This window comes from Streptomyces sp. Ru73 (genome assembly GCF_002920575.1).
Lineage (GTDB): Bacteria > Actinomycetota > Actinomycetes > Streptomycetales > Streptomycetaceae > Streptomyces.
Genome location: NZ_PQSQ01000002.1, coordinates 53,128 through 77,793 on the forward strand (window position 1 = coordinate 53,128; position 24,666 = coordinate 77,793).

Annotated in this window: 23 protein-coding genes and 1 pseudogene; 13 read left to right on the forward strand and 11 right to left on the reverse strand. The window is 72.8% G+C overall.

Going from position 1 to position 24,666, the window contains the following annotated elements; all coding sequences use genetic code 11:
* Positions 1 to 370 precede the first annotated feature (370 nt).
* Positions 371 to 1,279, forward strand: coding sequence for a sirohydrochlorin chelatase (locus C3486_RS01305; RefSeq protein ID WP_103830634.1), 909 nt, complete (start codon positions 371 to 373; stop codon positions 1,277 to 1,279).
* A 167-nt stretch (positions 1,280 to 1,446) separates the two neighbouring features.
* On the opposite strand, the gene C3486_RS01310 is transcribed toward C3486_RS01305, so the two are convergent.
* The 3 genes from C3486_RS01310 to C3486_RS01320 all read right to left on the reverse strand — a co-directional run bounded on the left by C3486_RS01310 (position 1,447) and on the right by C3486_RS01320 (position 5,294).
* Positions 1,447 to 2,247, reverse strand: a complete 801-nt coding sequence (locus C3486_RS01310; protein ID WP_103830635.1) for a class I SAM-dependent methyltransferase — start codon at positions 2,245 to 2,247, stop codon at positions 1,447 to 1,449.
* Positions 2,248 to 2,611: 364 nt separating this feature from the next.
* Positions 2,612 to 3,670 (reverse strand): lactonase family protein, encoded by a 1,059-nt coding sequence (locus C3486_RS01315; RefSeq protein WP_103830636.1) that lies wholly within the window; start codon positions 3,668 to 3,670, stop codon positions 2,612 to 2,614.
* Positions 3,671 to 3,779: 109 nt separating this feature from the next.
* On the reverse strand, positions 3,780 to 5,294 hold the full coding sequence (locus C3486_RS01320) for an FUSC family protein (RefSeq protein ID WP_103830637.1): 1,515 nt from the start codon (positions 5,292 to 5,294) through the stop codon (positions 3,780 to 3,782).
* Between the two features lie 359 nt (positions 5,295 to 5,653).
* Here C3486_RS01320 and C3486_RS01325 point away from each other — a divergent pair, with 359 nt between their 5' ends.
* A complete protein-coding gene (locus C3486_RS01325; RefSeq protein WP_103830638.1) occupies positions 5,654 to 6,454 on the forward strand; it encodes a DUF4097 family beta strand repeat-containing protein in 801 nt (266 codons plus the stop codon).
* 77 nt (positions 6,455 to 6,531) lie between these two features.
* On the opposite strand, the gene C3486_RS01330 is transcribed toward C3486_RS01325, so the two are convergent.
* The 6 genes and pseudogenes from C3486_RS01330 to C3486_RS01355 form a co-directional block, all read right to left on the reverse strand.
* The gene (locus tag C3486_RS01330; RefSeq protein WP_103830639.1) at positions 6,532 to 7,374 is read right to left on the reverse strand and encodes a DUF4097 family beta strand repeat-containing protein; all 843 of its coding nucleotides are present in this window, start codon (positions 7,372 to 7,374) and stop codon (positions 6,532 to 6,534) included.
* A 106-nt stretch (positions 7,375 to 7,480) separates the two neighbouring features.
* The gene (locus C3486_RS01335; protein ID WP_103830640.1) at positions 7,481 to 8,002 is read right to left on the reverse strand and encodes a toxin-antitoxin system HicB family antitoxin; all 522 of its coding nucleotides are present in this window, start codon (positions 8,000 to 8,002) and stop codon (positions 7,481 to 7,483) included.
* A 138-nt stretch (positions 8,003 to 8,140) separates the two neighbouring features.
* A pseudogene (gene sucB / locus C3486_RS01340) lies at positions 8,141 to 9,538 on the reverse strand (2-oxoglutarate dehydrogenase, E2 component, dihydrolipoamide succinyltransferase); the annotation flags it as partial.
* Positions 9,538 to 12,195 carry a pyruvate dehydrogenase (acetyl-transferring), homodimeric type gene (aceE, locus tag C3486_RS01345; RefSeq protein ID WP_103830641.1) on the reverse strand — a complete coding sequence of 886 codons (2,658 nt, stop codon included), beginning with the start codon at positions 12,193 to 12,195 and terminating at the stop codon, positions 9,538 to 9,540. The gene aceE and the pseudogene sucB, both read right to left, overlap by 1 nt.
* A gap of 287 nt (positions 12,196 to 12,482) precedes the next feature.
* Entirely contained in the window at positions 12,483 to 13,181 is a 699-nt protein-coding gene (locus C3486_RS01350) for a DsbA family protein (protein ID WP_103830642.1), read from the reverse strand.
* The gene (locus C3486_RS01355; RefSeq protein ID WP_103830643.1) at positions 13,178 to 13,849 is read right to left on the reverse strand and encodes a GntR family transcriptional regulator; all 672 of its coding nucleotides are present in this window, start codon (positions 13,847 to 13,849) and stop codon (positions 13,178 to 13,180) included. The genes C3486_RS01350 and C3486_RS01355 overlap by 4 nt, the downstream gene beginning before the upstream one ends.
* 262 nt (positions 13,850 to 14,111) lie before the next feature.
* Here C3486_RS01355 and C3486_RS01360 point away from each other — a divergent pair, with 262 nt between their 5' ends.
* The 9 genes from C3486_RS01360 to C3486_RS01395 all read left to right on the forward strand — a co-directional run bounded on the left by C3486_RS01360 (position 14,112) and on the right by C3486_RS01395 (position 21,406).
* Positions 14,112 to 15,266, forward strand: a complete 1,155-nt coding sequence (locus C3486_RS01360; protein WP_103830644.1) for a pyridoxal phosphate-dependent aminotransferase — start codon at positions 14,112 to 14,114, stop codon at positions 15,264 to 15,266.
* Positions 15,256 to 15,768, forward strand: coding sequence for a DUF6190 family protein (locus tag C3486_RS01365; RefSeq protein WP_103830645.1), 513 nt, complete (start codon positions 15,256 to 15,258; stop codon positions 15,766 to 15,768). The genes C3486_RS01360 and C3486_RS01365 overlap by 11 nt, the downstream gene beginning before the upstream one ends.
* Complete coding sequence (locus C3486_RS01370) at positions 15,755 to 16,591, forward strand: dihydrodipicolinate synthase family protein (protein ID WP_103830646.1); 837 nt, start codon at positions 15,755 to 15,757, stop codon at positions 16,589 to 16,591. Before C3486_RS01365 ends, C3486_RS01370 begins: the two co-directional genes overlap by 14 nt.
* A 72-nt stretch (positions 16,592 to 16,663) precedes the next feature.
* Entirely contained in the window at positions 16,664 to 17,494 is an 831-nt protein-coding gene (locus C3486_RS01375) for an iron-containing redox enzyme family protein (protein WP_103830647.1), read from the forward strand.
* Positions 17,494 to 17,772 (forward strand): Rieske 2Fe-2S domain-containing protein, encoded by a 279-nt coding sequence (locus C3486_RS01380; RefSeq protein ID WP_103830648.1) that lies wholly within the window; start codon positions 17,494 to 17,496, stop codon positions 17,770 to 17,772. The genes C3486_RS01375 and C3486_RS01380 overlap by 1 nt, the downstream gene beginning before the upstream one ends.
* Before the next feature lie 101 nt (positions 17,773 to 17,873).
* Positions 17,874 to 18,530 (forward strand): lipoyl(octanoyl) transferase LipB, encoded by a 657-nt coding sequence (gene lipB / locus C3486_RS01385; protein WP_258052523.1) that lies wholly within the window; start codon positions 17,874 to 17,876, stop codon positions 18,528 to 18,530.
* An 84-nt stretch (positions 18,531 to 18,614) separates the two neighbouring features.
* On the forward strand, positions 18,615 to 18,695 hold the full coding sequence (locus tag C3486_RS38690; RefSeq protein ID WP_374936830.1) for a putative leader peptide: 81 nt from the start codon (positions 18,615 to 18,617) through the stop codon (positions 18,693 to 18,695).
* 195 nt (positions 18,696 to 18,890) lie between these two features.
* On the forward strand, positions 18,891 to 20,042 hold the full coding sequence (locus C3486_RS01390; protein WP_103830649.1) for an LLM class flavin-dependent oxidoreductase: 1,152 nt from the start codon (positions 18,891 to 18,893) through the stop codon (positions 20,040 to 20,042).
* A gap of 5 nt (positions 20,043 to 20,047) precedes the next feature.
* Positions 20,048 to 21,406, forward strand: a complete 1,359-nt coding sequence (locus tag C3486_RS01395; RefSeq protein WP_103830650.1) for an MFS transporter — start codon at positions 20,048 to 20,050, stop codon at positions 21,404 to 21,406.
* Positions 21,407 to 21,413: 7 nt separating this feature from the next.
* On the opposite strand, the gene C3486_RS37100 is transcribed toward C3486_RS01395, so the two are convergent.
* Positions 21,414 to 21,551, reverse strand: a complete 138-nt coding sequence (locus C3486_RS37100; RefSeq protein ID WP_181138401.1) for a hypothetical protein — start codon at positions 21,549 to 21,551, stop codon at positions 21,414 to 21,416.
* Between the two features lie 310 nt (positions 21,552 to 21,861).
* Here C3486_RS37100 and C3486_RS01400 point away from each other — a divergent pair, with 310 nt between their 5' ends.
* Positions 21,862 to 22,341, forward strand: coding sequence for an Lrp/AsnC family transcriptional regulator (locus tag C3486_RS01400; protein ID WP_103830651.1), 480 nt, complete (start codon positions 21,862 to 21,864; stop codon positions 22,339 to 22,341).
* Between the two features lie 24 nt (positions 22,342 to 22,365).
* Positions 22,366 to 23,064: an HAD family phosphatase gene (locus C3486_RS01405; RefSeq protein WP_103830652.1), complete on the forward strand. Its 699-nt coding sequence runs from the start codon at positions 22,366 to 22,368 to the stop codon at positions 23,062 to 23,064.
* Here the strand turns inward: C3486_RS01405 and C3486_RS01410 are convergent.
* Positions 23,012 to 24,664: an AMP-binding protein gene (locus tag C3486_RS01410; protein WP_103830653.1), complete on the reverse strand. Its 1,653-nt coding sequence runs from the start codon at positions 24,662 to 24,664 to the stop codon at positions 23,012 to 23,014. The genes C3486_RS01405 and C3486_RS01410 overlap by 53 nt on opposite strands.
* Between the last annotated feature and the right edge of the window lie 2 nt (positions 24,665 to 24,666).

The following is a 24,666-nucleotide window of genomic DNA, read 5'->3' on the forward strand; positions in this document are numbered from 1 at the left end:
AGGCGACAGCTTCGCAGGAGCACACGCAAGCTCCCGGCTCCGGCCGGCCCCCGCCGCCGCTCCACCGGTCTCCTGCCGGCCGCCCCAACCGTCTCGTACCGATCTCTCCCGCCGCTCTCCCGCCGGTCTCCCTCCTCGCCACCCGGCCCCACATACCCACCAGCCCCTTCTCCCCCGCCCCCCCTCCACTCGCCAAGCGGAATCCGCACCGCCCCTCCCCCGCTGACCACTCGAAAGAGAAATCGGTGCAGATCACACGGCGTGTCGTGGCATGTTCACGTGGAGACGCGCGGGACGAATCGGTACACAAACCACCCGACTGTGCCCTCCCTCGGCACAGGGTGCCGCAGAGGCGTTAGCATGCGGCGCCATGAGTTCCCCCACTGGGCCCGCACCCGGCCTGCCTGTACGAATGCCGCGTCCGCGCCAGTCCGGACGCCACCGCCGCCCCGAGCCGGTCGTCGCGCCCGAGGGCGCGCCCGCGCTCGTCCTGGCCGTCCCCGGCGCCCCCACGGCCGCGTCGCACAGCCTGGCGGAGGAGGTGTCCAGCATCGCCCGCTCCGAGCTGCCGGGGCTCGACGCGCGGATCGGGTACGTCGACGGCGGTGACGAGGAGTTCCCGTCGCTGGAGGCCGTGCTCACGCGTGCCGGCGCCGAGCGCAAGGCCCGCATCGAGGCCGGTGCGCAGGACCTCAAGGACAGCCCGGCCGCCGTGGTCGTGCCGCTGCTCGCGGGGCCCGACAACGCCCTGCTGCGCCGCATACGCCAGGCGATCATGAACAGCGGCTCCGGCGCCGAGCTGACGGACGTCCTCGGCCCGCACCCGCTGCTGGCCGAGGCGCTGCACGTACGGCTGTCCGAGGCCGGCCTGGCGCGCGCCGACCGGGCCCGGCTGTTCACGGTCGCAACGGCCGCTGACGGCATCATCCTGGCCACCGTCGGTGGCGAGGAGGCCGTGCAGGCCGCCGGCATCACCGGCATGCTGCTCTCCGCGCGCCTGGCGGTGCCGGTGCTGGCCGCCGCGCTGGACGAGGAGGGTGCGATCTCGCGCACGGCCGAGCAGCTGCGGACGTCCGGTTCGCAGCAGCTGGCGCTGGCTCCGTACCTGATCGGCCCGGAGATCGCCGACGGCCTGCTGGAGGCGGCCGCTGCCGAGGCGGGCTGTGCCGCCGCCGAGGCGCTGGGTGCGTACATGGCGGTGGGCCGCCTGGTCCTGTCGAACTACGCGGCCTCGCTGGGCATCACGCTGCAGTCGGCGCAGGGCGCCGGCATCCGCTGATCCGCCGCCGGCCGCATCGTCCGGCCGGCGCCAACAGTCCGGTGGCCGAGGCTCCGACGGGCCGCCCCGCACACGCGGTGGCGGCCCGTCGCCGTTCCCGGGGACGCGCGCCACGCTCAGCCGCCGGCCCGCTCCCGCGCCACCCTCAGCCGCTGCCCCCGCCACGCTCAGCCGCTCGTCCGTCCCACCAGCACCCGCACCCGTACCTCTTCCGCGTACGGCCCCTCCGGGAGCGCGTCGCGCAGCCCGGCGGCGAAGTGCGGGCGGTCGTCCGGGCGGGGCAGCCGGTGCGCCGGTACGGCGGAGAAGACGCCGCCGACCAGCTCCTCGAATGACAGTTCGACACGGTAGCTGTGGTCGATCTCCCGCACCCCGTCGTAGCCGGCGGCGTGCAGCGCCCGTGCGTAGCAGGCCCGGTCGTCGTCGGCCGTCCCGCAGGGGCCGGTCAGCGCGTCCAGCGTGCTGCCGAAGTACCGTTCCAGGTGGCCGCGCAGCGCGTCCGACCAGTAGCTCTCCTGCTGCCACAGCGGTACGCCGTTGGTGACCACGGCGATGCCGCCGCCGGGCCGCAGCAGCGGGCGCAGGTCGTGGAAGAGCCGGTCGTGGTCCATCCCGTGCAGCGCCTGGCCAATGACGGTCATGGCCAGGGAGCCTCGGCCGAGCAGCCCGCCGAGCGCCGCGACGTCGGTGTCGGCGCCGAGCACCCAGGTGGCGTTGTGCACGCCCGCCTCGTCGGCGGCGCGGCGGGCCAGTCGCAGCATGTCCGGCTCGGGGTCCATGCCGAGGACCGAGCCGACCCGCGCGGCGAGCGGCACGGCCAGCGCGCCCGTGCCGCAGCCGAGGTCGAGTGCGGTGTCGCCGGCGGTCAGGCCGAAGGCCTCCTGCAGCGCGTCCAGGAGCTCCGGCCGGTAACCGCGCCGGAAGCGGGCGTAGTACTCGGCGACTTCACCACTGAATCCGACGGTCATACGGTTCAGACTGCCCGGATCCGGGCCGCGGCGCCCGGCATTCGGACGATCTCACCGCCGAACGTCCGCTATCGGCCGCACCCGCTCAGCGGGCTGAACGCAAGGGGACCCGTCTCGGCCGGATGGCTCGTTCCCGACCGCGGCGCACGCGCCGCCCGTGGCCCTGAACGAGCCGCCCGGAAGGGCGAGTTCTGGCTGCCTGCGGGCCCGGGGCCGGACCGGGCGGCAGGCTCGGGCCGGGCGGCCGACCCGCAACGCGCCACCGCGCCGAGAACGAGCCATTCCGGACCACGCATCACGATCCGTGCCTCACGGCCCGCGCGTCACGGACCGTGCTTCACAGCCCGCCCTTCGCGGCCCGTGCTCAGCGCGCGAACACCACGCACGAAGCCGACGGGACGGGGAGCGAGCCGCCGCGCTCGGGGATGCCGGTGGCGGGGTCGACCGTGAACCACGTGACGTCACCGGAGCGCTCGTTGGCGGCGTAGAGGTGCCGGCCGTCGGGGTGCAGCGCCAGGTCGCGCGGCCAGTTGCCGCCGCACGGCACGGTCGTCACCAGCCGCGGCGCCAGGCCGCCGTCCGCCAGCTCCAGTACGGCGATGCTGTCGTCCCCGCGGTTGGCGGCCCAGCCGAACCGGCCGTCGGCGGAGACCACGAACTCGGAGGGCAGGGTCGGCGTCGCGCCGCCCTCGGGCAGTGCGGGCGTCTCCCCCACCGGCGTCAGCAGTCCGCGCACGGCGTCCCAGCGGCAGGTGGTCACCGTGGGCTCCAGCTCGTTGATGACGTAAGCGAGCCGGCCGTCCGGGTGGAAGCGCAGGTGGCGCGGGCCGGTGCCGGCGCGCATGGCGACCTCGCGCCGCATGACCAGCTCCCCGCTGCCCGGATCGATGTCGCAGACGCGGACGGAGTCGGTGCCGAGGTCCACGCTCAGGACCCAGCGCCCCGAGGGGTCGGCCACCACGGCGTGCGCGTGCGGGCCGGTCTGCCGCTCGGGGTGCGGTCCGCTGCCGTGGTGCTGGAGGACGCCGCCGGCGCGCGGCTCGGTGGGCGCGCCGTCCGCCCGCAGCGGCAGCGCGCTCACGCTGCCGGAGCGGTAGTTGGCGGTGAGCAGGTGCCCGGCGTGCGGGGTGAGGTGGGTGGGGGCCGAGCCGTGTACGGGCGCGGGCGGCGCGAGCAGTACGGGCCGCTCCCCCGCGAGCGAGAAGGCCGCCGCCGCGCCGTCCGGCGTCTCGCTCACCGCGTACAGCAGCCGCCGGTCGCCGGACACCGCGAGGTAGGAGGGGTGGGCGACCGCGTCGGTGCGGTGCGCCTCCTTCAGCGCGCCGCTCTCCGGGTCGGTCTCGGCGGTCACCACACCGGCCCCGCCGGCCGTCGATCCGATGTACGCCCGCCACCCGTGGTCGTTCCGGCCGTCACCGTTCACGCTCTTACCCCGCTTCTCGTTCGTCCGCCCGTACTGGTCGGGCTCCGACGCTAACAGCCGCGCCGCGGGGGCGCGGGAGATCACGGCGGCCCGTGATCTCCCGCTGCCGTCACGCACCGATCAGCGGCGGGCGGCCCGCGGCGCGCAGCGGCACCGCGAGTTCGGCGAGCGCCCGCTCCAGGCCGTGCAGGTGGGCGAGGGCCGGCTCGGCCGCGTGCGCGTGCTCCGGCGCGGCCACGGCATGCCGCGCGGCGCCGGCTGCCGTTCCCGGTGCGGTGAGCGCCGCGACCGCGGCCTCCACGCGCTGGCAGGCGGCGGTGAGCCGGTCGTCGTGGGACGCCTCCGGGTCCGCGGCGACGGCGGCCAGCCCGCGCACCTCGCGCGCGCAGTCGTCGAGCAGGGCGAGCACCCGGCGGGCCCGCTGCTTGCGGGCGCGGGCGGGGCTGAGCGGGTGGACCAGCGGGGCGAGGGAGGCCCGTACCCGGCCGAGCAGCGGCTCCAGTTCGGCGACGCGCGCCGCGGGGTCGGCGGTGCCGGAGCCCGCGAGGCGCGCCGCTGCCTCGGCGGTGCAGGCGTGCACGCAGTGCAGGGCGCGCTGGATCCAGGCGTCCGTCGTGGCGTGCGTGGTGACGGGCAGGACGAGCAGGACCGCGAGGACCGCGCCGAGCGCCCCGACGCCGGTCTCCGCGACCCGCAGCACGAGCAGGCCCGGGTCCAGCACTCCGAGGAGCCCGTACAGCAGGCCGGCCAGCACCGTCACCGCGAGCATCATCCAGGTGTACGAGACGGCGGCCGAGTAGAAGATGCCGAAGACGCAGACGGCGAGGAGGGCGGCGGTGGGCACCGGTGCGCCGTGCAGCGGTACGGCGACGCCCAGCCCGACCGCGATCCCGATGACCGTGCCGAGCACCCGCCGGAAGCTGCGTACCAGCGTCTCGCCGCTGGACGCCGTGTTCACGAAGACCCACCAGGTCGCGCCGACGGCCCAGTACCAGCGGTCGTGCGAGAGCAGCTGCCCCGCCGCGAGCGCGAAGGCGCCGCCGGCCATCGCCTGGACGGCCTGCCGGGTGGTCGGCCGGGCGAGCCCGGTGCCACCGCTCAGGGGCGGCGCCGGGGCGGCGGGCGGCAGCCGGCGCTCGTAGCACCACAGCCCGAACCGTACGGCCGAGGAGGCGAGCAGGGACAGCAGCATCGCCCCGTACAGCTCCGGCAGCTGACCGGGCACGGTGTGCAGGAACTGCGAGGCGAAGTAGGTCATGAAGGCGAAGACGCCGAGGGAGTGCCCGCGCGGGCCCCAGCGGCGGGCGTACACACCGGCGCCCACCACGGCGAGGAAGGCCGCGTCGCGCGCCAGTGGGGCGTCGTGCAGCACGGCGGCGAGGGCGAGCACGGGCACGCCGGCCGCCGGGAGCAGCGCGGTGGTGACCGCCTGGCCGCGTACCGTCGGGTCCAGCACCGTGAAGAGCGCGAGCAGCGCCGCCAGCCCGCCGAAGACGGCCGCGACCAGTGAGTGGCCGGTCAGCCCGCACAGGGCCACGGCCGACCCGATGCCGAGCACCGCCCGCAGGGCGCTGCGCAGCCGCAGCCGCCCCGGATCCGGAGCCACGAACACCCTCTTGAGCACAGATCCCCGCCCCTTCTGCGTTCCGGTCATTCACACGGCATGAAAAAGGCGCCGCGGAATCCGCAGCGCCATCGACAGGCCCATGAGAACACCCGGGCCCACACTGGCTCAACAGAGCCGGGATCGACTGGGCCATTGGCCCAGCACGATCGGCTCGGGCGCCGTTGCGAGCGGGCCAACGGACCACTGCCCCGCGCACTCACCGCACGACGGCGACGGCAGGGGGGACAGGGGGGACAGCCCCACCCCCACGGCGGTGGCCCGCCGGATCGTGCCGGCGGCCGTACCTCCCTAGGGTCATTTCCGTCCGTCCGAGCAGCGCTTTCCCACCGGCCGACGCGTTCTCCGAGGAGACTCCCGTGACCCCTCCCGCCCCTTCCCGTACCGGTGCCCGGTGCACCCCGCGCCGCTCGCTCGCCGTCTGCGGGGCCGTGGCGCTGACGCTGTCGGTGGCGGGTTGCGGCGGTGCCGCCGCCGACGACGCGAAACCCGAGAAGCGGTCGTTCGCCCTGGCGGGGCGGACGCTGACCATCGACTCGCGCAACTCCGACCTCGTCCTGGTGCCGGCCGACGTGCGGGAGGTGCAGGTGACGCGGTGGTTCGACGGGTGGTCGGTGTTCGGCACGGTGGACCGGCCGACGTGGTCGATGCACGACGGCACGCTGTCCCTGCGCGTCGAGTGCGGCGGGCTGATCTCGAACTGCGCGGCCCGCCACGAGATCCGCGTACCGCGCGGCGTCGAGGTACGGGCGAGCGAGTCCAACGGCTCCGTACGCGCCTCGGGGTTCTCGGCCAGGCTGCGGCTGAGCAGCAACAACGGCGACGTGAGCGTGCACGGGTCCAGTGGCCCGCTCGGCCTCCGTACGCACAACGGAGGGATCGACGCCACGGGCAACACGGCCCGGCGGATCAGCGCCGAATCCGCCAACGGCGACGTACGGGTCTCCGCCGCGCGGACGCCGGACCGGGTGACGGCGAGGACCGAGAACGGCGACATCACCCTCACGGTCCCGGACACCTCCTACCGCGTCACCGCCGCCGGCCGCAACGGCGGCGTGTCGGTGGACGTCCCGCGCGCCGACAGGAGCCGGCACGTCCTCGACGCGCACTCCGCCAACGGGGGCATCACCGTACGGGCGGGTGACGGACCGTCCCGGTGAGCGACGGCCCGTCGCGGTGTCGCGTCTCCGGCCCGTTCGCTCAGCCCTTCATGCGAGCGGCGGTCCGGTTCTGGCGGTCAGCCCTTGGCGCGGCGGATGTCGATGTTGCCGTGGCGGGTGCGGGCGCGGACCCGGACGGTGTCCTCGGCATGGTCGGGGGCGGGGGTGGTGGTGAGGGTGTTGCGGACCTGCCCGGCGGTGGAGTGGACGTCCAGCCAGGCGGCGGTGCCGTGGCGGATGCCGACCTCGATGGCGCCGTGGGAGGTCTCCAACTGGACGCTGCCACGGGCGACGTCGGCCAGGCGGAGGGTGCCGTGCGCGGTGGTGGCGGTCACGGAGTCCTCGGCGCGGGCGATGTCGATGTCACCGTTGGCGCCGCTGACCCGCAGCTCACCGCAGGCGGCGCCGACGGTCGTGGTGCCGTGGGAGTTCTTCAGCACCGCCGGGCCGCCCAGATGGCCGGCGCGCAGGCTGCCGGAGCTGGTGGTGATCTCCGCCGGTCCCTCCACCCGGTCCACGGTCAGCGAGCCGTGCGCGGCGGTCAGCCGCAGCGCCCCGGTGGTCTCCAGGCGCACATCGCCGGCGGAGGTCTTGATGCGGGTCTCACCCAGCCGGCCCTCGCCCAGGATCTGGGTCCAGGCGCCGGTGGCCTCGATGGCGGAGCCGGCCGGCAGCTCGATGGTGACATCGACGGTGCCGGTGCGGCCGAACAGCCCCGGCTTGGGCGTACGGAGGGTCAGCGTGCCGCCGGCGCAGGCCACCTGGGTCTGCTCGGCGGTGCGCACGTCGCTGTCCTTGCGCGGATCGCGGGGGCGCACGGTGACCTGGGTGTCGGCGCGGTCGGTCGCGGTGAACTGCAGCGACCCGGCGTCCACGTGCGCGGTCACCGCGATGGGCCGGGGCGTGTCGAAAGTAGGCATGGCGGTCCCGTCCTGAGGAGTCTCCGTCACGTCCGCGCTGGTCGGACGTGGTGTTAGGTGTGAGGTGGTACGGGGTGCAGGTCCCGCGCGTACGGGGTACGGGCGGCTAGCGGACCCAGCCGGTGAAGCTCTGTCCGAGGGTGCGGGCCTGCTGCGGCGGGTGCGACGGGCCGCCGGTCTCGACGGCGGAGGCGACGGCGCGGGTCAGCCAGGCGTTGACGGACAGGCCCTCGCGGGCCGCGGCCTCCTCCGCCCTGGCCTTCAACGGCGCCGGCAGCCGCAGGTTGACCCGGGCGGTGCCGCCCTCCTCCCCCTCCGCCGCCGGGGCCGGAGGCTTGAGCGGTTCGGCGGGCGCGGCGGCCGGCTGCGCGGGACCGGCCTCGGCCGGCGGCGCCGTGACCACGAAGTCGGGGTCCAGGCCGCGCAGCCGCACCTCCACCGAGCCGGGGGCCAGCTCCCGGGTGATCTCATCCATCGCCGCGGAGAGCACGTTGAGCAGGGTCAGCCGGGTCGCCGACTCCAGCGGGGCGGTCAGCCGCTCGGCCAGCGCACGGGCGTCCTCGCCGCCGGCCTCGGCGGCCACCGCCAGCTCCCGGCGGAGGGTGTCGACATACGGGGTGAGGTCCATGACGCCATGGTGGCACCATTATGGCGCCATGCGCAAGGCCCGTACGACGCCAGGTGGCACCATCCGCATCCAAAGGCGAGGGGCGGGACCCCGAAACCAAGGTCCCGCCCCTCGCCTGCGCGCGTGGAAAACAGCCGGTCAGAGGCCGATCTCGGCCTCGAACTCGGCGGCCTCCAGGATCTGCTTGACCGTGATCAGGTAGCGGGCGGCGTCCGCGCCGTCCACCAGACGGTGGTCGTAGGAGAGCGACAGGTACGTCATGTGACGGACCGCGACGGTCTCGCCCAGCTCCGGGTGGTCCACGACCACCGGACGCTTGACGGTGGCACCGATGCCCAGGATGGCGACCTGGTTCGGCGGCACGATGACCGTGTCGAACAGCGCACCGCGCGAACCGGTGTTGCTGATGGTGAAGGACGCACCCGACAGGTCGTCCGGGCTGACCCTGCTCTCGCGGACCTTGCCGGCCAGCTCGGCGGTCTTCTTCGCGATGCCCGCGATGTTGAGGTCACCGGCGCCCTTGATGACCGGGGTCATCAGGCCCTTCTCGTTGTCCACCGCGATTCCGACGTTCTCGGAGTCGAAGTAGGTGATGGTGCCCTCGTCCTCGTTGATCCGGGCGTTGATGACCGGGTGGGCCTTCAGCGCCTGGACGGCCGCCTTGACGAAGAACGGCATCGGGGACAGCTTCACGCCCTCACGCGCTGCGAAGGCGTCCTTGGCCTTGTTGCGCATCCGCATGATCTTGGTGACGTCCACCTCGACCACGGAGGTCAGCTGCGCCTGGCCGTGCAGGGCCTTCATCAGGTTGTCGCCGATGACCTTGCGCATCCGCGGCATCTTGACGGTGCGGCCACGCAATGCGGGCCCGTCCTCGACCGCAGTCGACGATGCGTCAGGAACGGTGGCGGGAGCGGCTGTGACGGCGTCACCGGCCGCCGGGAACCGCCCCTCGGCCGCCGCCAGGACGTCCTCCTTGCGGATGCGGCCGCCGACACCGGTGCCTTGCACCGTCGTCAGGTCCACCCCGTGCTGCCGGGCCAGCCTGCGGACGAGTGGGGTGACGTAGGCGCCGTCGGGCACACCGGCGTAGGCGCCGTCGGGCTCGCCGGCCGGGACGGCAGGGGCGGGCTGCGCGACCGGGGCGGCGGGCGCCGGCGCTGCGGGCGCCGGCGCTGCGGGCGCCTCAACCGGAGCAGGGGCAGGGGCGGGAGTCGGAGCAGCAGGTGCTTCGCCCGGTGCCGGCGCCGCTGCCGCAGCCGGTGCCGGTGCCGGTGCCGGAGCCCCAGCCGCACCCGGCTCACCGATGACCGCGAGCCGGCCCCCCACTTCCGCCGTCTCGTCCTCCTTCACCAGGATCTCCAGCAGCGTGCCGGAGGCCGGGGCCGGGATTTCCGTGTCGACCTTGTCCGTCGACACCTCCAGCAGCGGCTCCTCGGCCTCGACCGCCTCGCCGACCTCCTTCAGCCAGCGGGTGATGACGCCCTCGGTGACGCTCTCGCCCAGTGCGGGCAGTACGACGTCCGTGCTCACCGTCAGCCCTCCAGCCCGTAACGCGCGGCGGCCTTGCGCACCGTCTCCGGCTTGACCTCGCCGCGGCGGGCCAGCGTGGCCAGCACCTTCACGGCGATCGACGGGGCGTCCACCCCGAAGTACCGGCGGACGTTCTCCCGGCTGTCCGAGAGGCCGAAGCCGTCGGTCCCGATGGAGACCCACTCCTGCTCGACCCAGGGGGCGATCTGGTCGGGCACCGCGCGCATCCAGTCGCTGACCGCGACCACGGGCCCCGGCGCGTCGCTCAGCGCGCGGGTCACGTACGGCACCCGGTCCTCGCCCTTCAGGCGCGCGGCGTCGCACTCCAGAGCGTCGCGGCGCAGCTCCGTCCAGGACGGCGCCGACCAGACGTCGGCCGCCACGCCCCAGTCCTCGGCGAGCAGTTTCTGCGCTTCGAGCACCCAGTGGATGGCGGTGCCGGAGGCCAGCAACTGGAGCTTCGGGGCGTCGGGCGCCGCTTCCCCGGCCGCCTTGTACCGGTAGAGGCCCTTGAGGATGCCCTGCTCGTCCAGGCCCTCGGGCATGGGCGGCTGCACCTTGGTCTCGTTGTAGACCGTGAGGTAGTAGAAGACGTCCTCCGGGTCCTCGCCGTACATCCGGCGCAGGCCCTCCTTGACGATCACCGCGACCTCGTAGGCGAAGGCGGGGTCGTACGAGACGGCGGCCGGGTTGGTGGAGGCGATGAGGTGCGAGTGGCCGTCGGCGTGCTGCAGGCCCTCGCCGGTCATCGTCGTACGGCCGGCGGTCGCGCCGATCACGAAACCGCGCCCGAGCTGGTCGCCCAGTGCCCAGAACTGGTCGGCGGTCCGCTGCCAGCCGAACATCGAGTAGAAGATGTAGAATGGGATCATCGGCTCGCCGTGCGTCGCGTACGAGGTCGCGGCCGCGGTCAGCGAGGCGAGCGAACCGGCTTCCGTGATCCCCTCGTTGAGGATCTGGCCGTTCTTGGCCTCCTTGTAATACAGGAGCTGGTCGCGGTCGACCGGGTCGTAGGTCTGGCCGAGCGGCGAGTAGATCCCGGCGGAGGGGAAGAGGGACTCCATGCCGAAGGTGCGGGCCTCGTCGGGGACGACGGGGACCCAGCGCTTGCCGGTCTCCTTGTCCCGCATCAGGTCCTTCACCAGGCGGACGAACGCCATGGTCGTGGCGATCTCCTGGCTGCCCGAGCCCTTCTTCAGCGCGTCGAAGGCCTTGTCGGCGGGCATCGGCAGCGGCTTGGGAGTCACCTTGCGGGCCGGTGCCGGGCCGCCGAGTGCGGCGCGCCGCTCCTTCAGGTACGCGACCTCGGGCGAGTCCGGGCCCGGGTGTGCGTACGGCACCAGCTCGTCGTTCAACTTACTGTCGGGGATGGGGAGTTCGAGGAGGTCGCGCATGGCGCGGAACTCCTTGCCCGACAGCTTCTTCATCTGGTGGTTGGCGTTGCGGGACTCGAAGCCGGGGCCGAGCGTCCAGCCCTTGACGGTCTGCGCGAGGATGACGGTCGGCGCGCCCTTGTGCTCGACGGCGGCCTTGTACGCGGCGTAGACCTTGCGCGGCTCGTGGCCGGCGCGCGAGGTGCCGACGATCTCCTCCAGCCGGGCGTCGGTGAGCTGCTGTCCCAGGCGGGCCAGCTCGGGCCGCTCGCCGAGGAAGTGCTCGCGGATGTACGCGCCGTCGCGCGCCGCGAACGTCTGGAACTGCCCGTCGGGGATGCTGCCCAGGTGACGTACGAGGGCGCCGTCCACGTCCTGGCCGAGCAGGTCGTCCCAGGCCCGGCCCCAGAGGGATTTGATGACGTGCCAGCCGGCCGCGCGGAACTGCCGCTCCAGCTCCTGCACGATCTTGAAGTTGCCGCGGACGGGACCGTCGAGGCGCTGGAGGTTGCAGTTGATGACGAAGGTCAGGTTGTCCAGGCCCTCGCGCGCCGCGAGGGCGAGCGCCGCGGTGGACTCGGGCTCGTCCATCTCACCGTCGCCGAGGAACGCCCAGACGTGCGACTGCGAGGTGTCCTTGATGCCGCGGTGGTGCAGGTAGCGGTTGAAGCGCGCCTGGTAGATCGCGGAGAGCGGGCCGAGGCCCATCGACACGGTCGGGAACTCCCAGAGCCAGGGCAGCCGCCGCGGGTGCGGGTAGGACGGCAGGCCCTCGCCGCCGGCCTCCTGCCGGAAACGGTCCAACTGCCCTTCGGTCAGGCGCCCTTCGAGGAACGCGCGGGCGTAGACGCCGGGGGACGCGTGGCCCTGGACGTAGAGCTGGTCACCGCTGCCGTCCGCCTCTTTGCCGCGGAAGAAGTGCTGGTAACCGACCTCGTACAGCCAGGCGGCCGAGGCGAAGGTGGCCATGTGGCCGCCGAGGCCGCCGCGCTGGTTGCCGCGGGTGACCATGGCGGCCGCGTTCCAGCGGTTCCAGGCGGTGATCCGGGCCTCCATCGCCTCGTCGCCGGGGAAGTCCGGCTCGGCGGCGGTGGGGATGGTGTTGATGTACGGCGTCTCCAGGAGCGGGGGGAGGCCGACCCCGGTGCGTTCGGCGTGCTCCGCGACGCGGCGCAGCAGGTAGGCGGCCCGGTGCGGACCGCCGGCGCGGGCGGCGCCGTCCAGCGATTCGCGCCATTCGGCGACCTCGGACGGGTCGCTGTCGGGCAGTTGGTCGAGCTGGGACACGGTGATCCCCTTTCACGTTCCTGGGTGAGGAACCGGAGGTGCCGCGCGCTTCTGCGGCACCTCCGGTGGTCGGGCGGACGACCGGCGATGCGGGTGGACCGGTCGGAGGCGACCTCAACTGGCATCACTTCGCAGTGACTTTCGGACTGCGGAATCTCCATTCCGCACAACAAAACGTAGAGACCCGCACTCGCCAGGGTCAACCATTACCGACCGGTAATGATTGATGATCGATCATTTTTACTTGGCGTGAGCCTCCGCTCCCCCGGTCCGTGCCGGGGGCGGCGTCAGCCCGCCGCGCGCTTCAGCAACTCCTCGTAGACGGTGGGGTCATCGCCGGTCACCTGCGGGAATCCGGTGCCGTACGCACCGTGCCAGCGCGCGGTGACGCCCGGGTTGGGGTGGTCGGAGCCGTCCGGCAGGTACAGGTGCGGACTGCACCGCACGTCGTGCTCCTGCGCGCAGCGGAAGTCCTCGGTCACCGTCCGGCGGGCCCGCCCGTCGTCCAGACCTGCGGCGATGGCCTCGGCGTCGACGCCCTCGGTCTCCTCGGCGACGGCGACCACCACGGCCCGCGCGCCGATCGATCGGCTCTGGGCCCAGAAAGCCCGGCGCAGCGCCAGGTCGAGCCGTTCGGACGCCGCCAGGCCCTGCGCCTTGGCGAGCTGGACGGCTTCCAGGGCCGGCAGCGAGGAGGAGGGGAACTTCCAGTCGGGCGCGCGCCAGAGCTGCCAGCCGGCGTCCGGTTCGAGGTGTGCGATGCCGCCGACCTCGGAGTCGGTTCCGGGGCGCGGGCTCGGCCCATTGTTGAACAACTCCAGGGGAAATGCCCGGTGGTTGAAGCGCACCCGGTCCTCGAGGCCCAGGCGCCGGCGGGTGGTGTGCAGCCGGTGGATGCCCACGTGGGCGAACGAGCACCAGATGTCGGAGAAGACGGTGATGGTGCCGGGTTCGGTCTGCGTACGGGGATGGGGCGTGCCGGTCATGGGGCTCCGATCGGTTTGTTGGCGTAATCCAGGACGTGCAGCTGCACCAAGCGCCCGGCGTAGGGGTCCTGGCGACGGAAGGCCTGCACGATGGCCTCGTGGTCGGCCGCGTTCTCGTGCAGTCCGGTGCGCAGCCACTTCAGGGACAGTCGCGTCCACAGCTCGATGGCCAGCGACTCCCAGTTGCGGAACAGTACGTGGTTGCCTGCGGCCCGGACGATCTCCCGGTGGAACTCGACGCCATGGGTGATCTGGGCGTCGGTGTCGCCCTCGCGGGCCGCCTGGTGCATCCGCTCCAGGTGCGGTTCGAGCGTGGAGACGTCACCGGCGAGCCGCGGTACCGCCAGTTCGGCGGCGAGCCGCTCCAGTGCGGCCCGTACGGGATAGACCTCGCTGAGCTGGTCGGGGGTCAACTCCCGTACGCGGACGCCCTTTCCGGGCGTGGACTCGATCAGCTGCATGGCCTGCAGGTCGCGCAGGGCTTCCCGCACCGGCGCCTGGCTGACGCCGAGTTCGTGGGCCACCCGCCGTTCGATGATCCGGTCCCCCGGCTCCCACCGCCCGTCCAGGAGCTGCTGCAGCAGATGGCGCCTGACCTGCTCACTCAGCGGTACGCGTGCCACCGGGACGACGCTGTGCGGTGGTTCTGGGGGACTGATGCCGGCCATGGACGAATCTCCGGGGGCTCTTGAGCGTTGATCGATCATCGATTAACGTACGGCATCAGGTGGCCACACCGCATCAGTTCCGTTGCTTCTCAAGCCAGTTGATGCGGTCACCGGCCGGGTGCGGGCCCGGCAGTACCGCACGACGCGCGTGTTCTCCGCGTCGTTGAGCCGCCTTTCCCGACTTTTCCCTTCGCCTGCGGGCCGGCCCTGTGATCGATCACATGCCGTCCGCCCGCATGGTCCGACTCCTCCAAGGAGCCCTGTGCCCGAGCAGCTTCTCGACCTCACCCAGCACGAGATCCAGGCACTCAAGACCCGTTTCAACCTCGCCGACGCCCACACCCACCAGCAGCAGTCGCCCGGCCAGCGCGAGATCGTCGCCGCCCTGCCGGCCCTGTGGTACGAGGCGGAGGAGACCCGCCAGGCCGATCTGGAGGACCGCTTCAAGGAGGTCTTCTTCCGGCTGCACGGCCAGAACAGCGTGCGCGCCGACACCACGATGCTGTCGTACGCGGCGTCCATCTCCACCCTGGTCGCGGGCATGTACCTGCGCCGGCACGACATCAGCGTGAGCCTCGTCGAGCCCTGCTTCGACAACCTGCCCGACGTGCTGCGCAACGTCGGCGTCCAGCCGGTACCGATCCCCGAGGACGCCCTGCACGACGCCGACCGCATCTACGAGCGGCTGGCCGAGGCCGTCACCACCGACGCGCTCTTCCTCGTCGACCCGAACAACCCCACCGGCTTCTCGCTGCTCTCGCACGGCCGCAAGGGCTTCGAGGAGGTCGTCCGCTACTGCGTCGACCACGACAAGCTCTTCGTCGTCGACCTCTGCTTCGCCGCGTTCGCGCTGGCCGATCCGCGCTTCGGCCGCTTCGACCTCTACGAGCTGCTGGACTCCTCCGGCGTGCGGTACATCGCGCTGGAGGACACCGGCAAGACCTGGCCGCTCCAGGACGCCAAGTGCGCGCTGCTCACCTGCAGCCGTGACCTGTACGAGGACGTCTACAACATCCACACCAGCGTGCTGCTGGACGTCTCCCCGTTCGTCCTCAACTTCCTCGCCCGCTATGTCGAGGACTCCATCGAGGACGGCATGGCCTCGGTGCGCGACGTCATCACCCGCAACCGCGAGACCGCGCTGAAGACGCTCGACGGCAGCCTCCTGGAACACATCGAACCGGCCGTGAACGTCAGCGTCGCCTGGTTCCGCATCCGCGACGAGCACGTCAAGGCCACCGAACTGCAGGCGCACCTCGCGCAGTACGAGGTCTACGTGCTCCCGGGCACGTACTTCTTCTGGAGCGAGCCGGAGCGCGGCGAGCGGTACGTCCGCCTCGCCCTGGCCCGCGACCCGCAGGAGTTCCGCGCCTCGGTGGCCCGGCTGCGCGAGGGGGTGGACTCCTATGGCGCGTGACCTCTACGTCGACGCCGCCCTGTTCATGGGCATGCACAGCACCGACACCGCGGTGCGCGACGCCTGCGCCGCCTTCTTCGCCGCACACCTGGAGCGGCCGCTGGTGATGACGTACGAGGAAGTGGGCCGCTGCGACGACGTCGTGTGGGGATACCCGCGCGCCGCGCAGGACGCGTACTACCCGTTCATGGACCTGCTGCACTCGGTGATGCCGGTCCGCCGGCGTGCCTACACCGCCGACGACTGGCTGGCCTTCGACCGGTTACCCGCCCCCGCCACCGCGCTCTCGCCGCGGGAGCGCATGCTGCTGGCCGCCGTCTCGGCCGGCGGCGGGGAGCTGGTCACGGTCAATCCGCGGCTGCTCGCTCTCACCACGCCGGGCCTGCCGGTGCGCGGGCCCGAGCCGGCCGCCGGCCCCGTGCGCTTCCCCGACGGCACCGGCACGCTCGACAAGCTCTACGACGTCTCCCTGGAACTGGTGGTGGACCATGCCGCAGTCTGAACCGCGGACCGGCCTGACGGAACGCATCGAACGGCTCACGCGGCTGCGCGGTACGGTCGTCCCGCTCGTCACCCCGGTCAATGAGCGCCGCCAGGTGTGCGAGGAGAGCACCGTCCGGCTGATCGAGTCGCTGCGCGGCCGGGTCACCGGCTTCATGCCGGCGCTGAGCACGGGCGAGGGCTGGCGGCTGTCGCTCAAGCAGTGGATCGACATCGTGCACCTCACCGTGGCACACGCGGACGGTGCCCCGGTGCTGGCGGGCGTGGAAATCGGCCGCACGGCCGGGATCCTCGCCAGGGCCGGGCTCGCCGCCGAGCTGGGGGCCGACGCGATCGTCGTGCCGCCGCCCTTCCCCGCCGCCGACGTGCCGCCGGTCTCCCTCCTGGAGCACTTCCGGGTCATCACCGAGAACAGCCCGCTGCCGGTCTTCGTCTACCACGAGAACGCCATCTCCAAGGCGCCGCTGGACGTGGAAGCGCTGCGCGAGGTGTGTGCGCTGCCGGGCGTCGTGGGCGTCAAGGAGTCCAGCGGCTCGGCGGAGTTCACCCGCGAGCTGCTGGCCGGCGGCACGGACGTACCGGTCTTCCAGGGCTGGGAGCACCTGATCGCCGACGCGCCCGGCGTGCACGGCTTCGTCGGTCCGCTCGCCAACCTCGAACCGGACGCGTGCAACGCCGCGCTGGACGGCTTCTCGCGGGAGGCCCAGGCCCGCGTGGACGTGCTCTCGAAGGAGTACGAGCTGCTGGCCGACGAGTGGTATCTGCACGTCAAGACCGAACTGGTCCGGCGCGGTGTCCTCGGCACCGCGCTCGCGGCCGGCTGACCGGAGCCGACCGGCGCGGCCGGGCCGGTCCATCCGGCCGGCCCGGCCGCGCCACCACCACAGGAGTCACGAGTGAGCACGACCACGACGCGTACGGCCGGCAGCCGGCTGTTCGTCCTCAACCGCACCATCCCCACCCCCGACGAGCTGCGCGAACTCCACGACCTGGAGCAGCGGCTGATCGTCGCCCGTGCCGACGCGATCGAGGCGGCGGCGCCCGACATGCCCGACCGGGCCGCGCTGAACCGGCACATGAAAGCGCTGCTGACCGCCGAGGAGGCGGACCCGCCGCCCTTCGAGCGGGTCCTCGCCGAGGACCTGACACGGGATCAGTTCAAGGAGGTCGTCGCGCAGTTCGCCGTGGACGGGCTGACCGAGTCCGAGTCCTTCCTGCCCATCGTCTGGCGGCTGCCGAAGAAGGCCAAGATGGCCGTCTTCCGGGTGCTGGTGGACGAGTTCGGCTGCGGCAACCTGGACCAGGCGCACTTCCACATCTACCGCGAGCTGATGCTCGAACTCGGCATGTCGGTGGACGTGAACGACTACCTCGACACCACGAACGAGGAGACGTTCGACTTCGTCAACGCCTTCTTCTGGGCCGCGGCGCGCGCCCCGTACCCGGAGTACTTCCTCGGCACCCTGTGCTACCTGGAGTGCAGCATCCTGTACGCCTTCAAGCCGTTCGCCGCGGCGGCCGAGCGGCTGGGGCTCAACCCCCGGTACTACACGGAGCACCTGCACATCGACCACTTCCACGCCAAGGAGCTCCAGGTCGCGATCCGGGAGCTGGACGCGGAGGCGGAGCTGCACCCGGCCAAGGTGTGGACCGGCTTCAAGCTCGCCAGCGAGGTCATCGGCGGCGCCACCGAAGCGGCCGTCGCCTCCGCGCTGAAGGTGGCCTGATGCCCGGTCCCACGCCGCCGGCCTCGGTCGAGCAGATCTCCGAGGACCGCATCAGAGTGACGGTCGGCGACCGGCAGTTCGAGGTCGGCGCGTACTGTCCGCACCGCCGCGGCCACCTCGCGCACGGCTATGTGAACGCCGCCCGGCTGCGGATCACCTGTCCGCTGCACCACTCCAGCTACTCCCTGGAGACGGGCGAGGCGATCACCGGCCCGACCTCCGACCCCCTGTGCGTCCGGGAGATCCCCGGCGACGCACCGGCACCCGGCGAGGCCTGACACCCGGCGCCCGCCGGCCGTCCCGGTGGGGCGGACCGCAACGACGCGGTCCGCCCCACCCTCCGTTCAACGACTCCCCTTCCCCGACAGGAGCCCGCACCGTGCCGTACGAGCAGCGGATGGACCGCGTCGACCTGGGCGAGGTGCCCTACACCGAGGCCGTCGAGGCGATGCGGGGCTGGGTCGAGGAGCGGCGCGCCGGGCTCGCCCGCGACCGGCTCTTCCTGCTGACGCATCCGCCCGTCATCACCTACGGCTCGCGGACTCCGGCGGACGAGCTGCCGCGCGCCGACTCGCCGATTCCGCTGGTCGAGGTCGACCGGGGCGGCCAGGCGACGTACCACGGCCCCGGCCAGCTCGTCGGCTACCTGGTGCTGAACCTGCGCGAACGCGGCCCCGGCGACGTGGTCCGCTGGCTGGAGAACGGGCTGATCCGCGCCCTGGACTCGCTCGGCTTCGGGACGGTGCGCCGCGACACCCCGCCCGGCGCGCAGAGCCTGGTGGGCGTGTGGACGCCGCGCCACGAGAAGCTGGTGTCCATCGGGATGCGCATCCGCGGCGGTGTGACGAGCCATGGCTTCGCGCTCAACATCGCGTCCGACCTGGACGAATTCACCAGGTTCACGGCGTGCGGGCTGCCCGAGGTGGCGATGACCTCGCTCGCGGAGATGGCCGCCGAGCAGGGCCGCGCCGCGCCGGGCGAGGACGAGGTGCGGGACGCGGTGGCCCGGGCGCTCGGGGCGGCGTCCCAGCGGTGACGCCTGCGCGCCGCCGTCTCACCTGCTGAAACACTCGTCTCATCCGCTTGAACCGGGTGGGGTGGCCGAAGCAGAATGCCAGGCATGACTGCTGCTGCCGACCTCCTCGTGGGACGTCTCCACGTCGATCTGTGTCGCCAGTCCAGCGCCAGCTGTCGCGCCTGACGCGCCTTCCGGCCACGGACTCCGCCTCTTCCGGGGCCGTGCTGCCGAAGCTTCTCCTTCTTCCCCCGCACTGAGCGGCGCGTTGCCGTCGTTCCCGCGGCGCCTCGTCACGCCCTCCGCGGTACCCCGTCACGTACGTCGCCGGGCCACTGTGCCCTGCCCCGGACGTGGCCCGCCGCCCTTCCCGGAGTCCTCATGTCTGCTCTGACGTTCCATTGGTTCCTGCCCACGACCGGTGACAGCCGGCACATCGTCGGCGGCGGCCACGGTTCCACCCCCGGCACCGCCGGCGGGGACCGTCCCGCCTCGATCGAGTACCTCGGGCAGATCGCCCGCTCCGCCGAACAGCTCGGTTTCGTCGGCGCGTTGACGCCGACGGGGGCGTGGTGCGAGGACGCCTGGCTGACCACGGCGATGCTCACCCAGGTCACCGAGCGGCTGAAGTTCCTGGTGGCGTTCCGGCCCGGCCAGATCAGCCCGACGCTGTCGGCGCAGATGGCCGCGACGTACCAGCGCCAGTCGCACGGCCGGCTGCTGCTCAACGTGGTGACCGGCGGTGAGTCGGCCGAGCAGCGCGCCTACGGTGACTTCCTGGACAAGGACCAGCGGTACGCGCGCACCGGTGAGTTCCTGGACATCGTGCGGCGGCTGTGGGACGGGGAGACGGTCGACCACCACGGCGAGCACCTGCGGGTGGAGGGCGCGAAGCTGAACCGGCTGCCCGACCCGGTGCCGCGGGTCTACTTCGGCGGCTCCTCGCCCGCGGCCGGCGAGGTGGCAGCGCGGTACACCGATGTGTACCTGACCTGGGGCGAGCCGCCGCAGCAGGTGAAGCAGAAGATCGACTGGGTGCGGTCGCTGGCCGCCGCGCAGGGCCGCGAGGTGCGGTTCGGCATCCGGCTGCACACCATCAGCCGGGACACCTCGGAGCAGGCGTGGGCCGAGGCGGAGCGGCTGCTGAAGGGCATGGACCCCGAGCGCATCAAGGCGGTGCAGCAGGGGCTGGCGACCAGCGAGTCCGAGGGCCAGCGGCGGATGCGCGAGCTGCACAACAGCGGGTCCACCGACAAGCTGGAGATCTACCCGAACCTGTGGGCCGGCGTCGGGCTGGTCCGCGGCGGCGCCGGCACGGCCCTGGTGGGCAGCCACGCCGAGGTCGCCGACCTCATCGAGGAGTACGCCCGGCTCGGCATCGAGGAGTTCGTGCTCTCGGGGGTGCCGCACCTGGAGGAGGCGTACTGGTTCGGTGAGGGCGTGCTGCCGCTGCTGGAGCAGCGCGGTCTGTGGCAGCACCCGGCCGGCCCGCGCACCGTCGAGGCGGGCATCGTCCCGTTCGCCGGGCGGTGAGCGGCGTGTCCGCGCCCTCGCACGCGCCACCGCGGTCGCCCGAGGAGCAGGAGGCGGCCCCGGCCGCGCGGCTGCGGACGGTGGTGCTGGCCAGCCTGCTGGGCACGACCGTCGAGTGGTACGACTTCTTCCTGTACGCCACGGCCGCCGGGCTGGTCTTCGACAAGCTGTTCTTCCCGACGGCGAACGGGACGGTCGGCACGATGCTGGCGTTCGCCACGTTCGCGGTGGGTTTCGTCGCGCGGCCGGTGGGCGGTCTGCTCTTCGGGCACATCGGCGACCGCATCGGCCGCAAGCGGACCCTCGCCTTCACCATGGGCCTGATGGGCGTCTCCACCTCGCTCATCGGCCTGCTGCCCACGTACGAGCAGGTCGGCGTCCTCGCTCCTGCGCTGCTGCTGGTCCTGCGGGTCGCGCAGGGCGTGGCGCTGGGCGGCGAGTGGGCCGGGGCGGTGCTGCTGGCCGTCGAGTACGGGCCCACCGGCCGCAAGGGCAGGTTCGGCAGCTATCCGCAGATCGGGCTGGCGCTCGGACTCGCCCTGGGCACCGGGGTGTTCGCGCTCCTCAACAACGTGCTCAGCGATGCCGCGTTCCTCGGGTACGGCTGGCGGATCGCCTTCCTGATCAGCCTGGTGCTGGTCGGCGTCGGGCTGGCCGTCCGGCTGAGGATCGACGAGACGCCGGCCTTCCGCGCGGTGCGCCGGCTGCAGGAACTGCCGCGCTCGGCACCGCTGGTGGAGCTGGTACGCGACCGGGGCGGCCGGCGGCACGTGGTGCTCGGGATGCTGGCACGGTGGGGCGAGGGCGCCGCGTTCAACACCTGGGGCGTCTTCGCGATCACGTATGCGACGGGGACGCTGCAGCTCGGCCGTACGCCGGTGCTGCTCGCGGTGACGGCCGCAGCGCTGCTGATGGCGGCGCTGATACCGGTGTCCGGCGCGGCGGTGGACCGGCTGGGCGCACGCCGCGTCTACCTCGCCGGCATGGCCGCCTTCGCCGTCTCGGTCTTCCCGGCGTTCTGGCTCTTCGGCACGGGCGGTGCCTGGGCGTTCGCGGTGGCGTTGCTGGTCACCCTGGGTCTGGTGCACGCCTCGTTCTACGGGGCGCAGGGCACGCTCTTCGCCTCGTTGTTCGCCACGCCGGTGCGGTACACGGGCATGTCGTTCGTCTACCAGATGTCCGGCATCTTCGCCTCGGGCATCACCCCGCTGATCATGACGGCGCTGCTGGCCCTGGGCTCGGGCACGCCGTGGTTCGCCTGCGGCTACCTGGCGCTGACCGGCCTGGTGAGCATGTGGGCCACCGGCCGGCTGCGGGAGGGCGAGCTGCACCTCCCGACCGGGCGGGCGGCGGGCGGCGCCTAGCCGGTGCTCAGGCCATTGCCGGCGCCGCCTCCGTCCGGTACTTCCGTACGTAGGCGGTGCAGAGTTCCATGACGACCTTGGCGATGAGGGCCTCGGCGAGGGCGAGGCCGGCCTTCGCCAGTACGGCACAGAGGAAGTCACCCACCGGGATCACACTCCTGTTCGGTCATGTGCGCGTGGCCCCGGCCGGGGCCACGTCGCTCCCTGTTCCACCCATCCCCTACCGAGGTGACGGCCGGGTGACTCCGGGCCAACGACCGGTGACGTACAGGTGAACGGACGTTCGACTGATTTTTTCCGGCTCGCGTCCGTCCGCCGGTCCGGCCACCTGGGCACCCGCTGTCGCAGCCCTTCGACCTGGGCACCCGCTGTCGCAGCTCCTCGCGGCACCCCGCAGACTGGTAGGCGGCGGCCGGCCGGGCCGCCCTCGCACCGCCTGCAAGGAGGCCGCACCCATGGCCGTGGACGCACTCGACGCCCGGATCCTCCGGCTGCTGCTGGAGCAGCCGCGGACGAGCGTGCGCGAGTACGCGCGCATCCTCGGCGTCGCGCGCGGCACGGTGCAGGCGCGCCTGGACCGGCTGGAGCGGGACGGCGTGATCACCGCGTACGGGCCGCGGCTGTCGCCCGCGGCCCTCGGGCACCCGGTCACCGCCTTCGCGCACATCGAGGTCACGCAGGGGCACCTGGAGGAGGTCGCGGCCCTGCTGTCCGAGGTGCCGCAGATCATCGAGGCGTTCTCCACCACGGGCGGCGGCGATCTGCTGGCCAAGGTGGTGGCGCGGGACGCGGCGCATCTGGAGGACGTGATCCAGCGGCTGATCAACATGCCGGGGGTGGTGCGGACCCGTACGGAGGTGGCGCTGCGCGAACGCGTGCCGCACCGGCTGCTGCCACTGGTCGAGGACGTGGGCGGGGCCGCGGCGGCGCGCTGACCGCGGGCTTGGCATCCTGGGGGCATGAGCAGCGACCCCTCCCGCACCCCCGTCGTCTTCGACCTCGACGGCACCCTCGTCGACAGCGAACCCAACTATTACGAGGCCGGGCGCCGGCTGCTGGCCCGGTACGGGATCACCGGCTTCACCTGGGAACACCACACCCGGTTCATCGGCATCGGGACGCGCGAAACGCTGGAGATCCTGAAGAAGGAGTACGGGATCGAGGCGCCCGTCACGGAGCTGCTGGCCGGGAAGAACGAGATCTACCTGGAGCTGGCCGGGGCGCACACCGAGGTCTTCCCCGAGATGCGGGCCTTCGTGGAGCAGCTGCACGCGGCCGGCCACCCGATGGCCGTGGCGTCCGGCTCGTCCCGGGCGGCGATCGACGCCGTGCTGGGCGGCACGGACCTCGACGCGATGCTGACCACCCGGGTGTCGGCCGAGGAAGTGGGGCGCGGCAAGCCCGAGCCGGACGTCTTCCTGGAGGCGGCGCTGCGGCTCGGGGTGGCGCCGGAGAGCTGTGTGGTGCTGGAGGACGCGCCGCCCGGCGCGGAGGCGGCCCGCCGCGCCGGCATGCGCTGCATCGCGATCCCGTACGTGCCGGAGACCGCGGGAGACCCGGCGTTCGAGGCCGCCGGGCTCCTCTTCAAGGGCGGTCAGCGGGAGTTCACGGCACAGGCCGCGTACGCGTGGCTCGCGCGGCGAGCTCCGTCTTCCTGATCTTTCCAGTGGCGGTGAGCGGCAGCTCGTCCGTCAGCTCGATGACGGGCAGCTTGTAGGCCGCCATCGAGGCGCCCGCCCACTCCCCCAGCTCCTCCGCCGTGAGCGTGCTGCCGGGCACGGTGCGCACGTACGCGTACGGGCGCTGGCCGCGCCGCTCGTCCGGCACCGCGACGACGGCCGCGGCCAGCACGTCCGGGTGGCGCCCGAGCAGCGTCTCCACCTCCGTCGGAAACACACTCATCCCGCTTACCTTGATCATGTCCTTGTCGCGGCCGAGGTAGTGCAGACAGCCCTCCTCGTCGATGCTGCCGATGTCGCCGGTGTGCAGCCAGCCCTCGCGCAGCGCCGCTTCGGTGGCCGCGGGCGCGCGCCAGTAGCGGGTCAGGACGGACGGGCCGCGTACGACGATCTCGCCGCGCTCGCCCAGCGGCAGCGGCTCGCCGGTCGCGAAGTCGGTGACCATGATGTCCGTGCCCGGCACGGGCAGCCCGCAGAAGGTGGGCTCGCTCAGCAGGTCCCGGTCGCCGTCCTGGAAGCCGAGGGTGGAGGTGTCGCTGGTGTGCGTCTCGGTCATGCCGTACGACGCCTCGCGCAGCACGCTGTGCTCCCCCACCGCGCGGCGCCAGCGCTCGCGCACCTCGGCCGTGAGCTTGCGGATGAAGGACACGGTGAGCGGCGCGGTGAAGGCGCCGAGGTCACGTGCGGCGAGGTCCGGGCGGTCCAGGAGTGCGAGGTAGTTCTCGACGGTGCCGGCCATGGTCGTGACGCGGTACCGCTCCAGCGCCTCGAGGACCGCCGCCGGGTCCCAGCGCGGCAGCAGCACGCTGGTGCCGCCGGAGACCAGGGGTGCGAGGATGCCCAGGTTCTCGCCCGCGATCCAGAAGACGGGCAGGTAGCAGAGGGAGACGATGCCGTCGGGTGCAGGGTCGAGGGCGCGCCCCGAGTCGATGGCGGTGGCCGTGTAGACCATGTGGCGTTGAGTGTGTTCGCAGCCCTTCGGCATACCCGTGGTGCCGCCGGTGTAGTTCAGTGCGGCGAGCGCGTCGGGGTCGTCGGCGATGCTGCCGTGCGGGGCGTGCGCGAGGGCCTCGCGCCAGTCGTCGGTGTCGGCGAGCAGCACCTCGCGCACCGGGGTGTCCGGGCGTATCTCCTCGACGGCAGCGGCGAGTTCGGTACGGGAGATGACGAGGCAGGCACCGGAGTCGGCCAGCTCGTGCCGGAGTTCGGCCGCCTTGAACATGGGGTTGACGGGTACGTGGACCGCGCCCAGCCGGAGCACGGCGAGCATCGCGACGAGGAACTGCGGGCAGTTGGGCAGGTGGACGCCGACCCGGTCGCCGGGCCGCACACCGCGCGCCGCCAGCCATCCGGCGAGCCGGTCGGACGCCTCGTCCAGCTCCCGGTAGGTCGTCTCGTGGCCGTCGAAGACGAGGGCGGTGCGGCCGGGTGCCGTCGTCGCCCAGTGGTGCACGTAACCGGGTACGGTCCGCTCGCCGGCCCGCGGCCGGATCACGGCCGGCTGCCGGCCGCTGCGGGCCCGGTCCTGCCGGGTGCGGAGATCGGTCAGGTAGTGCTCGATACGCGTCGCGCGGCTCACTG

What these genes read in the sequence shown, in the direction of transcription:
- C3486_RS01365 (WP_103830645.1), top strand. Translation starts at nt 15,256, where the DNA reads ATGGCGCGTGACCTCTACGTCGACGCCGCCCTGTTCATGGGCATGCAC.
- C3486_RS01380 (WP_103830648.1), top strand. Translation starts at nt 17,494, where the DNA reads ATGCCCGGTCCCACGCCGCCGGCCTCGGTCGAGCAGATCTCCGAGGAC.
- C3486_RS01310 (WP_103830635.1), bottom strand. Translation starts at nt 2,247, where the DNA reads ATGACCGTCGGATTCAGTGGTGAAGTCGCCGAGTACTACGCCCGCTTC.
- C3486_RS01370 (WP_103830646.1), top strand. Translation starts at nt 15,755, where the DNA reads ATGCCGCAGTCTGAACCGCGGACCGGCCTGACGGAACGCATCGAACGG.
- C3486_RS01330 (WP_103830639.1), bottom strand. Translation starts at nt 7,374, where the DNA reads ATGCCTACTTTCGACACGCCCCGGCCCATCGCGGTGACCGCGCACGTG.
- C3486_RS01405 (WP_103830652.1), top strand. Translation starts at nt 22,366, where the DNA reads ATGAGCAGCGACCCCTCCCGCACCCCCGTCGTCTTCGACCTCGACGGC.
- C3486_RS38690 (WP_374936830.1), top strand. Translation starts at nt 18,615, where the DNA reads ATGACTGCTGCTGCCGACCTCCTCGTGGGACGTCTCCACGTCGATCTG.
- C3486_RS01305 (WP_103830634.1), top strand. Translation starts at nt 371, where the DNA reads ATGAGTTCCCCCACTGGGCCCGCACCCGGCCTGCCTGTACGAATGCCG.
- C3486_RS01400 (WP_103830651.1), top strand. Translation starts at nt 21,862, where the DNA reads ATGGCCGTGGACGCACTCGACGCCCGGATCCTCCGGCTGCTGCTGGAG.
- C3486_RS01335 (WP_103830640.1), bottom strand. Translation starts at nt 8,002, where the DNA reads ATGGACCTCACCCCGTATGTCGACACCCTCCGCCGGGAGCTGGCGGTG.
- C3486_RS01390 (WP_103830649.1), top strand. Translation starts at nt 18,891, where the DNA reads ATGTCTGCTCTGACGTTCCATTGGTTCCTGCCCACGACCGGTGACAGC.
- C3486_RS01350 (WP_103830642.1), bottom strand. Translation starts at nt 13,181, where the DNA reads ATGACCGGCACGCCCCATCCCCGTACGCAGACCGAACCCGGCACCATC.
- C3486_RS01355 (WP_103830643.1), bottom strand. Translation starts at nt 13,849, where the DNA reads ATGGCCGGCATCAGTCCCCCAGAACCACCGCACAGCGTCGTCCCGGTG.